A 13,386-nucleotide genomic window follows, 5' to 3' on the forward strand; every position below is an offset into this window, starting at 1 on the left:
CGTTGGAGGATGAAATGAAAAATGAAAAAACTTTATATCAAATACTTCTTTTAATCGCAACATTATTTTTATTCACAAATTGCGATCCAAATTTGAACTATGAATATGACAACACACCTCCATCTGCGCCTGAAAATGTAGTAACCTACGTCGGTGACGGATTGGTTGAAATAACTTGGGAAAATAATACGGAAAGAGATGTTGCCGGTTATAATATTTATTTCTCATATGATTATTGGGGTGAATACGAACTAATTGGAAATACGTCTGGAAATAATTATGTAGATAACGATGCAATAAACGGAGAATTGTATTACTATGCTGTTGCAGCATATGATTACGATGGAAATGAAAGTGAGTTGAGTTATGACATGGTTTATGGTGTTGCAAGACCTGAAGGAATGAATAAATCAATTTACGATTATAATGTTTATCCTAATAGTTCAGGATACGATTTTAGCGAATATGCAGTGGTACCTTTTGACGCTTATAATGATGATTATTCAAGTGACTTTTTCTTTGAAAATTATAATGGCGAGTTTTATCTAAACGTTTGGGATGATACTGATATTCAAGATATGGGTTATACAAATAGTTTCCTGGATATTTATTATGCTCCTTTAGACGGCTGGGTTCCAATGGTTGAAGGTGAAAATGTAAAATATACAAGAGCTTTTGTCGGACATACTTACGTAATTTGGACATGGGATAATCATTACGCAAAAATTAGAGTCAAAGCAATTTCCGGAGATAGAATTATTTTTGATTGGGCTTATCAATTACTTGAAGGCGAACAACAGCTTAAAACAAACAGAAACGCTGAAACCAGAAATAAACTACCTGAAAAAGTTATAAAAAAGTAACTTTATAAAAATCTCTAAAATAGAAAGCATACTCAATTGAGTATGCTTTTTTATTTTCCTTTAACTATTTTGAAATCTGAAATAATCAATTTGATTCAAATGAATTTTACTTCATTTCTTAAGAGAAATAAGACTATATCAATTTTACTATTCGTAATTCTATCAATAATTTCTGTTGGTGTAATTGGAAATAGAATTATTAATAACGAAATCGAAAATTGGTCTGAAACTATTGATCAAAAAAATAATTCAATTGAAAGCGGCTCAATTGATTACATCAATACAATCCAAACTGAATTGATTTTGGAAAAGGATTTACTTAAAAATAATCTTAAAAAAATTGATTCTTTAGATTTTTCGGAAATTCAAAAACAATTTATAAATAATCATAACACGGAAAATATTTTTGCCGTGTTTGACAGCAGTAATATAATTTTCTGGAATTCTAACTTTAACCAACTGATAATAAAAAATGATTCATTTAAAATCAGTTTTGGGGAAACTTATTTTTTAAAATCCGGAATTGATACTTATTTACTCATCAAAGATACTATCAGCGCTAAAAGTCCAAATCAATATCTGATTTGCGGAACAATTGTTGAAAAACAATATGAATTGAATTCGGCTTATTTTAAAAAAATCAGTTTAACCAATGAATTACAATTAAAATTCGGTGTAGATTTTACAATAAATTATTCATCACAAAATTTAAAGAATAAAGACGGAAGAAAATATTCGTTTGATGTAAAGAATAATAACAATAATAAAATTGCATCCGTTGTGTTTGTTAAGCAGACAAGAGAAAAATATGTAGAAAACTTAAATGCCAATATTTTTCTTATTCAAAGTATGCTAGCGCTTTTAGGTTATTTGCTTTTAGGAGTGGTACTTTATCAGAAAATTAGTGCTAAGCAAAATTTATTTAGTAAATTTATTTTATATTCTCTTTATTTTATTGCGCTTCGATATTTATTGATATTTATTAAAATTCCACAAGGCATTTCATCAAGCGGAATATTTGATTCAAAGGTTTATTATTCGGATTTTGGTTTTGGATTAACTAATTCTCCTATAGAATTATTTATTACGCTTATAATTCTTTTCTTAATTTTGTTTACGGCTTTCAGATATACATTGATATATTATAAAGCAAGTAATAAAAAATCTAATTTCTTTAAATTTTATTTACTGTTTATATTTTCAATTGTATTATATGCTGTTTCGCTTCGCGGATTTAGCGCAGCGTCAAGAAGTTTTGTATTTGATACTTCAATTAGATACTTTCAAGATCCTTCTTTGAATTTTGATTTTCCAACATTATTAATGCACATTAATGTTTTAGTGTTGGGGATCTGTTCTATATTGGGCTCTTCAACATTAATATTATTTTTAGCAAAATCTTACAAATTAATTTTTAATAAGAATATTGAATTATTCTTTATTGTTTTTTCAATAATATATATTTGCGGGATCATATTTTACCAATTCATCCAAAAAAATCCTCAAAGCACAATTTTTATTCAAACCACACATGTAATTTTGGTTTTTATTTTAGTCTTTCTGTTAACCAAATATGAATTAAAAAACTCCACCAAAATTTTAGCCATTTATTTTATTGCGTCATTTGCTTCTATAATAACTTTACTTTTTTACAATTCCGAACTTGAAAAAGAATCATTAAAAACAACAGCCAGAGTGATAACTAGGGAGAATGATGATTTTTATAGAGCAATAATTTTTGAAACACTTCTTGATGATTTTAGCCGGAAAATTGCGACCGAAGCTTTTCAGAATTCAAAAACAAATTTTAATTCATATGCATTTATGATATGGAGCAAAAGCAATTTACAGAAGGAATCTATTAATTCATCTGTTAACTTTTTGGATCTAAAAGGAAACCTTCTTGGCGGATTCGGTTCGATATATCCTCAGTTTACTATCAAAAATATTATTGATACAAATGCAGTAATTGAAGAAATAAAAATTTTTGAAGAAAAATTAGACGGTGATTCTCATAAAATAATAAGAGGAATATTTCCATTAAAAGATGAATATGCATTCCTCGGCTACTTAGATGTTTCAATACTATCCGACTTAAATGACTTCGGATTCAGTACTCATCCGGAATTTATTTCAACTGGAAAATTGAATGACCGAGCAATTTTGAAATTAAATAAATTGTCAATTTTAGATTACCGCAATAAACAATTAAAACTTGTATATGGTTCGTTAAATCCATCGGCAGAAGTTAATGATGTAATTTTAAATACAAAATTAACGGACAAAAACGACGCTTGGTTTGAAAAGCATTATAATGATTCAGAATATATCTTTTATGTAAAAAAAGTGAATTTATATGGCATTGAAAGAATAGTAGCGGTTGCGTTGAAAGAAAAAGAACTTTCAATAGGTTTATTCGATTTCTTCAAAGTATTTTTTACGCATTCAATTATTTTATTATTTGCAGCCTTAATTTATTTTAGTGCTTATTATGAAAGATATAAATCTTATCAATTAAATTTAAGAGACAAATTATTAATTGCTTTCCTGATCATTTCTTTAATTCCATTGCTTTTCATAGCATTTTATTTTAGAGAAATTACCGAAAACAATAATGAAGAAACGATATATTATAACCTTGGTAGAAGAGCATTTTCAATAGAAACTTATCTTAATAATCATAATGATAATTCAAAATTAAACTTTGCGAATGCCTCTTATGATTTGAATATCAACTACTCCGTATTTTCAAAAAATCAAATAGAATACAGCACGGATGATTTAATTTACGATGTTGGAATTTTGCCGAAATTACTGAACCCTATAGTATATCAAAAATTATTTGTAGATGGAGAACAAGAAATTCTTGTTAATGAAAATATTGATAATTACGCATATAAGTCGTTTTATTACAAAGCTAATATATCTAATTCGGAAATTATTATTAAAGTCTCTGAAGGTTTTAATAAAATTCTACTGCCATTAAGCGGTTCTGCAGTTGATGTTTTTTTATTTGGAACTTATTCTCTTGCCGCAATATTTATTATCTTATTCAGCGCGATTATGGCAAATCAAATTTCTGCGCCAATTAGAAAACTTACATTAGCCACAAAATCAATTGCTGCCGGGGATTTAAGTCTGGAACTAAAAACAAACGCAAAAGGCGAAATGAAAGAATTAGTATCCGGATTTCAATATATGGTGAAAGAAATAAAAGAAAACCAGGCAATGTTAGCCGAGATAGAACGTGAAGAAGCTTGGAAGGAAATGGCAAAGCAGGTAGCGCATGAAATTAAAAATCCCTTAACTCCAATGAAGTTAAGCGTACAACAGCTTATTACAGCATATGAAGATAAATCGGATAAATTTGAAATGTTTTTCCAAAAAGTTACATCAACTATTTTAAATCAAATTGAAACTTTGAAAAATATTGCAAATGAATTTTCAAATTTTGCCAGAATGCCTAAGCTAGAATTAGAAGAAATCGATTTGATAGAAATAGTTAAACAGTCTATAAATTTATTTTCAGGTGAGAATGTTAAAATCGATTTCATTTCCAAATTTGAAAAAATTAAAATTAATGGAGATTCGCAGCAGCTTAGAAGAACAATAATAAATTTGATAAGAAATTCAATTCAGGCAAATTCAGATAAAATCACATTTGAATTATCAGCTAATGAAAAAGAATACCAATTGAATATTTCTGATAACGGCGATGGAATAAAAAATGAAAATATCGAAAAAATATTTGATATGAACTTTACCACAAAAAATGACGGTATGGGATTGGGTTTAAGTTTAGCAAAGAGATATTTAAACGGTTCTAACGCTGATATACAATTAATCAAAACTTCAGAAGACGGAACTACATTTCAAATTAATTTTTTTAAATAATGACTTTGCTTACACAATATCAAAAAGAAGCATTAAAATTTGATAAACACATTTCGCTAACCGCAAATGCGGGCTCCGGGAAAACTACGGTGTTATCGAAAAGATTTGTTGAAATTCTTTTACAGGAAAACGTTACACTTAACAATATTGTTGCTATTACTTTTACTGAAAAAGCCGCAAGTGAACTTTACTCAAAAATTGCAAACGAAATAAATAATAAAATTTCCAATGCTGATTTTAATGTTAAAAGTAAATTAGAAAATATCAGAAGGAATTTGGTTTCGGCTAAAATATCAACTATTCATTCTTTTTGTATAGATATATTAAAAGACTTTGCGCCGGAAGCCGGCATAGACGCGAGTTTCTTTCCAATTGACGCAAGAACTTCAGATGAGTTGTTGGAGCAGACAATTGACGAAATTGTAATTAAAAATTTGAAGGAAGACAAAACGTCAATCAAAAACTTAATAAGAATTTTTGGAAATAAATTTCAATTAGCTCAAAAGATAAAACAGCTTTTTGCAAAAAGAAAAACTACAGAAAAGTTAATTCTCAACTATTATTCTAATGATGTTAATGAAATTTCACTTTGGCTTAAAAGTAATTTTAAAACAAAGTTAAGTGATACTTTTTTTGATTTAATTCAAAACCTTGTTGAAGAAATAGCCCAACTGAATTTAATTGCTGAAAACAGTAAATCTTCAGAAATCTCTATAGAAGTAAACAGACTTTTAATTGAACTAAAATCGAAAACTATATTTTTAGAAAAATTTATTTTATTGAAAAATATTGCGGATGTTTTGATCAAAACAGATGGAAAAGTGCGGCAGCAAAAATATCTTAGCGCAAAATTGTATTCGGAAAATGAATTATTGATTAATACAATAAATGAAAAATTTGAAGAGATTAAGAAAATTGAAATTGATGAAAATTATACGGAACTTAATTTTGATTTGGCAAAATTCGGCAAATCACTTATAGAGTTTTACAATGAAGTAAGTGAAAAGTATAGATTTAAAAAACATCAAAAATCCTTTTTGGATTTTGAAGATTTGCTTATCAAAACATTTTACCTTGTACAGAATAAAGATGTTGTGAACAAATTATCACTGAAATATAAATATGTAATGGTTGATGAATATCAAGATACTAATGAAATACAGTACGAAATATTTATGCCTATTTTGCAATATCTAACCGTTGGGAATTTATTTGTTGTCGGCGATGACAAACAAAGTATTTATATGTTCCGCGAAGCTGAAGTAAAAGTCTTTGACGATACAAAAAAACAAATTGAATCAAAAGTCGGTAAAGATGGAATTTTACAGCTTCCTCATTCTTTTAGATTAAGTCCGAATATTGCGTTATTTACTAATCTGCTTTTTAATAACTTATTTCATGCTCCAAATAGAAATTTTAATGAAGTTGAATATAATGAACTTGTTTGTGCTTATTCAAAAACACAAAAAGGCAAAGTTGATATTTTACTTTCAGAGAAAGAAGAAAACACAAATGAAGCGGAATTAATTGCAAAAAAAATATTAAATATAGTGAACAGTAGTGAATATGATTTTAATGATATAACAATTCTTTGCAGAGTAAGAAAAAATTTTGCCGAACTTGAAAAAGAGTTTATTAAATATGACATTCCTTTTTCAATAGTTGGCGGAAAAGGATTTTATCAGCAGCAAATTATTCTGGATGTTTACAATTACCTTTCGTTCTTAATAAATAATAAAAATGACCTTGCGTTCTTATCAATTTTAAGATCACCATATTATGCTTTGTCAGATTCAGAAATAACAGAAATATCCTTTGAAAAAGGCGAAAGTTATTTTGATAAATTCAAAAATTATGTTTATTCAAAAAATATTTATAATGAAATTTTAAAATTGCTAAACAGGCACAGCGCGCTATCTTCAAAGACCGAATTAAGCGAATTGATAAGAATTATAAATAACGATACTAATTATTGGGCTTTTCTTGCTAATAAACACAACGGGAAACAAGATATCGCAAATCTTGAAAAATTAATATATCAGGCAATAAGTATTACTGAACAAGGATTTAATACTTTATATGATTTTACAAATTATTTAAAAGATGCAATAAATAATTTGGACGATGAAGGTCATGCCGAATTGAACACAGCAGAAAATACAGTTAAAATAATGACAATTCACCAATCCAAAGGTTTGGAATTTAAGGTAGTAATTCTTTTTAAATCAAATCAAAAAAATTTTGATGAGACATTAAAATCGAAAGACATCAATATTGACAAGGATTTCGGAATCTTGGCAAAATTACCTTATAGAAATAATTATTTTGAAGATTTCCGGCAAGCACCAATTGTTGGACTATTTAACTATTATCAAAATAAAAAATCCCTTGCAGAACTAAAGCGGCTTCTTTATGTAGCGGTTACAAGAAGCGAAGAATATTTAATAATAAGCATGCAGACACAAAAGGGGAAATTCTACAAAGATTCATTCGCTCAACAAATTATAGATGCTTTGAATATTGATCTTAATAAAGAAAGAAAAATGTTAGCAGGAAATTTGACTTTCATGAAATTTGAACATAATAATTATTACACACTTGATGAAAAAGTTGAAACGGAAGTTCAATTAATTAGGAATGTTGATTATGTAAAACTCAATAAAAAAATCATTTCTAAAAATAACAACTATAAATTTCTTCTTAACAATATTAAAAGCAATGAGAAAAATGAAATTATTTCAGCGTCAAAGATAAGTTTGTTTTTGCACTGCCCCAAAAAATACCAACTTACCTATGAATTCGGATATGGTGAATTAACACGGCTTTTCAGAAAAGATAATGAAATTGAATATAACGATAAGGAAGATGAAAATATTCCTGCCAATATTTTAGGGAAAATTGTTCATTCAATTCTAAAGTATGAAGTTGATGAAAAGAAATTAATTTATGAAATAAAAAAAGAGATTGAAATTGAAAACGAACTTATTTTTTTAAGCTCGGAATCAAAAGAAAAATTAACAGATGAAATTTTTAAACTGATAAATGATTATTATACATCAAAATCATTTTGGCAAATATCTAGGTTTAAAACATTTCATAACGAAATTGAAATATATAAACGAGAATCTGATTATTTCCTTTATGGAATTATTGATAAGCTAGTTGTGATGGATGAAAAAATAATTATCATAGATTACAAAACCGATAAAATTTCCGAAAAAAACATTGCTGTAAAAAGAGAAACATATTTAAATCAACTTAAATTTTACTCTTTTATTCTTACTTCAAAATATCCGAAAATTAAAAATTTTGAATTAAGGCTTATATTTTTAAGAAATGATGATTATTCAACTATAATAAATTTGCGTGAAAATGAAATTGCTGAATTCGGTAATGTTATATATACATCGGTAATTAAAATAAGAAATAAGAATTTTAATGAATTTACGGAAGGCTGCAAAGATATGAGGTTCTATTTGCTTGATGAATGCGAAAAATAAAATAATTATTTACTTCGTAAAACTTTAGAAATCGAAGCAAATTAATTAAATTTATTTCACTAAAAAATAATTTCAGAGGCAAAAATGATAAACAAAAATTTTTTTGAAAATAACTTATTAAGGAGTTTTTTAATCTTGAACTTAATATTAAATCTATTCAGCAGCAATTTAAATATTGCTCAAAATAAAGGCGATTTGCCAAACAGAAAAGATATTGCTGTAGACCAAACTTGGAATCTTGAGGATATTTATGCCACACCCGATATATGGGAAAAAGATTATAAATTACTGGAAAGTTCAATTTCCAAATATAGCGAGTTCAAAGGAAAATTAGGAAGCTCAGCTTCGGAATTATTAAATTGTCTGAAATTTGACGATGAAAACGGTATAAAAGTTAGCCGCTTATATTTATATTCTTCACTTGCCAAAGATCTTGATTTAGGAAATGCTGAAAATCAAGCAAGGTATGAAAGAATTTCAGCACTCAGTTCAACGCTTTCTGCCGCAAGCTCTTATATCCGACCTGAAATTTTAGAAATTCCGGAAAATAAGTTATGGGAATTTGTAAAAAATGAGGTTGGACTAAAAGTTTACGAACATCAATTGCAAGATTTACTTAGAACAAAGGCTCACACTCTTTCGCCGCGAGAAGAGGAATTAATGGCACTGTCTGCACCGGTTAGAGAAGTTCCATACAATGTTTTTGGAATGTTCAATAATGCCGATATTCAATTTCCAATGGTAAAAGGTGAAAACGGTGGAGATGAAATAAAAATTTCACATGGAAGATATGGGGCAGCATTGTATTCTACTGATCGTGATTACAGGAAAAGAGTTTATAAAGGTCTTTACGAACCATTTAAAAATTATAAAAACACATTAGTTGCATTGTTTAACGGAAATATAAAAGCTTCTATGTTTAATGCTAAGGCAAGAAATTATGAATCCACTCGTGCTGCAGCTTTAGATGCAAACAATATTCCTTTATCTGTTTATGATAATTTAGTAAATACAGTTAATCAAAATCTAGAACCATTACACAGATGGGGAAAACTGAAGAAGAAAATTTTGGGAATTGACAGTCTGCATGCATACGATACTTATGTAACTCTTTTTCCCGGAGTTAAAAAAGAATATAATTATGAACAATCGAAGGAAATATTACTTAAAGCATTAAAACCTCTCGGTGAAGATTATTTAAAAAGTCTTCAACTTGCATTTAATAATAGATGGATAGACGTTCACGAAACAAAGGGTAAACGAAGCGGTGCATATTCATCGGGTGTTTCATACGGTGTTCATCCTTACGTTTTATTAAATTGGTCTGATCAGTTAAACGACGTTTTTACCTTTGCGCATGAAATGGGTCATAATATGCATTCATATTATACCGAAAAAAATCAACCATATCCGTATGCAAACTATTCAATATTTGTTGCGGAAGTAGCTTCAACTGCAAACGAAGCTTTATTGTTGGATTATCTTATAGAGAATGCAGAAACAAAAGAAGAGAAAATGGCTTTAATAGAAAATCAATTAACCAGTATGACTTTAACTTTTTTCAGACAAACTAGATTTGCAGAATATGAAGAATTGGTCCATCAAAAAACAGAAGCCGGTGAAGCTTTAACGCCTGATGTTTTGTGCAAATTGTACGGCGATATGTATCAAAAATATTGGGGTCCTGAAATGGTTGTTGATGATGAAGAAACTTATACATGGGCAAGAATTCCCCATTTCTATTATAATTTCTATGTTTATCAATATGCAACAAGTTACGCAGCATCGCAGGAATTGGTTGCGCAGATCAAAAAAGAAGGTCAGCCTGCAATAGACAGATTTTTATCATTCCTGAAAGCGGGAAGTTCTAAATATCCTATTGATGTATTAAAGACTGCCGGAGTTGATATGACTTCACCAAAACCGGTGTTGGCAGTTGTTAATAAAATGAATGAATTGCTAGATAAATTAGAAGCTTTATTAGCGGAATAAATTCGGAATTTAAAATGAAAATTTTTTCTAAAAAAGATTTGAATGATTACGATTTATCACTAACATACGATGATATTAGTTTGGTGCCTTGCGAAATTTCAAGAATTAAAAGCCGAACCGAAGCAATAACTAAAACAGAATTTTTAGGGAAGAAGTTACTTCTTCCCGTTTTAGCTAGCCCGATGGATTCTGTAACTGGGTTAACTATGGCGCAAGCTCTGGATAAAATGGGCTGTATGGGAATTGTAAACCGATTTGATTCATCATTGGAAGAAATTGTTAAAATTAATGCGGAAGGAATTTCGGCGGTTTCCATAAGTTTAAATAATAATGAAAATCTAATAGCTAAACTTGCGGAATATAATTTAATTATATGCATAGATACGGCAAATGCAAACAACAGTACCGTATTGAAAAAATGCGAAGAAATAAAAAATAAACATAATGTTAAAATTATAGTTGGCAACGTTGCGCAAGGAAGTTCTTTAAATGATTTGGTAAATGCAGGAGCTGATGCGGTTAGAATTGGAATTGGAGGTGGAAGTATGTGTACAACTTCAATTCAAACCGGGATAGGGATTGGACAAGCATCTTCATTGATAGATTTGTATTTTGCGCGTGAAGAGAAAAATTTGAAAATTGAATTAATTGCCGACGGCGGAATTAAAAATCCCGGGGACGTTGCAAAAGCATTAGCTCTTGGAGCTGATGTTGTAATGCTTGGACGTATGTTGGCGGGAACAAAAGAAGCTCCTGGCGAAGTAATTAAATACAATGATCAATTATGGAAAAAATACAGAGGTTCTGCATCTTTCGGAGTTAAAATGAAAAATGAATTTATTGAAGGCGAAGAAACTATGATTCCATACAAAGGTCCAGTTAAAACAGTAATTGATTCTATTTCCGATGGATTAAGAAGTTCTATGAGCTATATGAATTGTTTTTCAATTGACGAAATGAAAAACGTAAATACTTTTGCGGTTATGAGTCATAGTTCATCTTTGGAACGGCTTCCGAAAAAATAATAGTTGAATTTAAATAACAATTTATTTTATACGATTTTGATAATGTTATTGGTTAAAAGATTTACTTAATATTATTTAATGGTGTTGTTATAAATTTGGAATAAAATTGTAAATGGTCAATAAATAATTTTATAGCAAATGTCTTTTATATTTTCATTGTTAAATATTTTTACTTTAATATTTGTATTAAATGTATAAAAGTCAGGTTTGTTTAACTTTGCATCTACTGTTATGTCAAATTTTGGAAATTCCCCCCAAAGATTTTAATTGAATCTTCCATATTTTTCATTAACTTTTATAATAATTGATTATTTGCAAATTAAGATATAAATTTTGTCGGCATATTTTCCATGTTAAAATTTATTATAAATATTTTGATGCGAAAACTGAAGGGGACGCATGAATTTTGTAAAAAAAATGTTCTATGGCAAAAAATTAGAAATGTTTCTTGAAAGCGGAAGAGAAAATGTCATAAGCGGAAATTATTATATGGCAATTAAAGATTTTACTTTTGCTTTAGAAATTGACGAAAAAAACGAAGAAGCTTTACTGAACAGAGGAATGCTTCATTATAAGGTTAAACATTATTTAGATTCACTTTACGATTTACAACTTTTAGAAAAAATAAAACTTGATTACAACCCGCTTCAAAATTTTTTTCTATCAAAAGTATATCTTAAATTAAATGATACTAAAAACGCATCAGCCTACGCTTCAAAATATTATAAATCAAATCCTAATGATCATAAAATTCAGTTCTTTACCGCGCGTATGAAATATTTTAATGGGGAATATGAAGAAGCTTTAATTCTTGCCGACAGAATTTGTGAGTTAATGCCTAAAAATTTCAACATAAGATATTTACATGGATTGATAAATTTTGCTTTAAAAAAATATGATTCTGCTTTGATTGATATAAATAAAGCAATTGAAATTTCTTCAGAAGAAGATTATCTATTTAATCTAAGAGGTTTGATAAATGTGGAATGTGAAAAATTTTCAGAAGCAATTGAAAATTTTGAATATGCTATAAAAATCAATCCCGAAAAAGCATGTTACCATTTTAATAAAGCCAAAATTCTTTATCAAATTAATGAGTTTGAAGAAGCTAAGCGATCAATTGATAAATCATTGGAAATTGAGCCCAACAATAAATACGCAATTTTACTAAAAGCCGAATTAAATAATCTTTCTGAAAATTATGAAGGAATGATTGAAGATTTAGATTTATACCAAACATTTGAACCTGGAAATACAAATATTATTTTAAAAAAAGCCGCTCTTAAAACGATGATTTATGATTTTGAAGGGGCAAAAAATGATATTCTTGCTGCAATTAAATTGAAAAATAACGATGCAAATTTATATTATCATTTAGCTTTTACCGAATATAAATTAAATAATTTTTCTTCTGCTTTAGAAAGTTTGGAAAAATGCATTCAATTTAATTCTGAAATGAGTGATGCATATTTGCAGAAAGGAATTTTGGAGTTTTTGAGTCAAAATTATCAGAAAGCAAATTTAACATTAGAAGAATACCTAAAGTTGAATCCCGATTCTGAGAATGCTGTTATTATTAAAATTCAATGTTTAGTTAAATTAGGTTTACTCAAAGAAGCCCAAACCGAGATCGAAAACTATAAAGATATTTCTTTAAGTGATGATTTTAAAATTTTGAGCTCCAAAATTAATTATGCCAATGGTAACGTTAAAACCGCTCAAAAAGAAATTCAAGATGCAGTGAATAGCGGCAAGTTTAATAAAAGTATAGAAATAGTTAACAACGCTTTAAAATTGGAAGCTGGTTTGACTAATGAAATTAGAGAAATCAACGAAAATAAACAGGCTGAAATTTTTAAAGTTGATTCTCAGATTTTAAACGCATTAATAAGCTTTGAAAAAGATCATTATCATACCGTTAAATATAAATTATCGAATATTAATAATTTAGAAAAACACACTGAAGAGAAATTAAAGCCTTTAACTAATTACGTAAATAAGCAAATTGGATAAAAACGCAAGCACTTTTCACATTACGAACGTTCCTAACTGATTGTTTTTTATTGATTTAAGTTCCATCATTGTTTGATTTAGTCGAAAATCTTTCATATT

General features: G+C 28.3%; 6 protein-coding genes. All 6 read left to right on the forward strand.

Annotated elements, in window-relative coordinates; translation table 11 throughout:
- The first annotated feature begins 14 nt into the window (after positions 1-14).
- The 6 genes from IPK06_15935 to IPK06_15960 all read left to right on the forward strand — a co-directional run bounded on the left by IPK06_15935 (position 15) and on the right by IPK06_15960 (position 13,287).
- Positions 15-863, forward strand: a complete 849-nt coding sequence (locus IPK06_15935; GenBank protein ID MBK7981462.1) for a hypothetical protein — start codon at positions 15-17, stop codon at positions 861-863.
- Between the two features lie 99 nt (positions 864-962).
- Positions 963-4,757, forward strand: a complete 3,795-nt coding sequence (locus IPK06_15940) for a HAMP domain-containing protein (GenBank protein ID MBK7981463.1) — start codon at positions 963-965, stop codon at positions 4,755-4,757.
- Positions 4,757-8,257 (forward strand): UvrD-helicase domain-containing protein, encoded by a 3,501-nt coding sequence (locus IPK06_15945; GenBank protein MBK7981464.1) that lies wholly within the window; start codon positions 4,757-4,759, stop codon positions 8,255-8,257. The genes IPK06_15940 and IPK06_15945 overlap by 1 nt, the downstream gene beginning before the upstream one ends.
- 84 nt (positions 8,258-8,341) lie before the next feature.
- Complete coding sequence (gene pepF / locus IPK06_15950) at positions 8,342-10,249, forward strand: oligoendopeptidase F (protein MBK7981465.1); 1,908 nt, start codon at positions 8,342-8,344, stop codon at positions 10,247-10,249.
- A 14-nt stretch (positions 10,250-10,263) separates the two neighbouring features.
- Positions 10,264-11,274 carry a guanosine monophosphate reductase gene (locus IPK06_15955; protein ID MBK7981466.1) on the forward strand — a complete coding sequence of 337 codons (1,011 nt, stop codon included), beginning with the start codon at positions 10,264-10,266 and terminating at the stop codon, positions 11,272-11,274.
- A gap of 399 nt (positions 11,275-11,673) precedes the next feature.
- Positions 11,674-13,287 carry a tetratricopeptide repeat protein gene (locus tag IPK06_15960; protein MBK7981467.1) on the forward strand — a complete coding sequence of 538 codons (1,614 nt, stop codon included), beginning with the start codon at positions 11,674-11,676 and terminating at the stop codon, positions 13,285-13,287.
- Positions 13,288-13,386 lie beyond the last annotated feature (99 nt).

The organism is Ignavibacteriota bacterium (assembly GCA_016713565.1).
Lineage (GTDB): Bacteria > Bacteroidota > Ignavibacteria > Ignavibacteriales > Melioribacteraceae.

Coding starts and splice junctions, on each gene's coding strand:
- IPK06_15955 (MBK7981466.1), top strand. CDS start 10,264: ATGAAAATTTTTTCTAAAAAAGATTTGAATGATTACGATTTATCACTA.
- IPK06_15945 (MBK7981464.1), top strand. CDS start 4,757: ATGACTTTGCTTACACAATATCAAAAAGAAGCATTAAAATTTGATAAA.
- IPK06_15940 (MBK7981463.1), top strand. CDS start 963: ATGAATTTTACTTCATTTCTTAAGAGAAATAAGACTATATCAATTTTA.
- IPK06_15935 (MBK7981462.1), top strand. CDS start 15: ATGAAAAATGAAAAAACTTTATATCAAATACTTCTTTTAATCGCAACA.
- pepF (MBK7981465.1), top strand. CDS start 8,342: ATGATAAACAAAAATTTTTTTGAAAATAACTTATTAAGGAGTTTTTTA.
- IPK06_15960 (MBK7981467.1), top strand. CDS start 11,674: ATGAATTTTGTAAAAAAAATGTTCTATGGCAAAAAATTAGAAATGTTT.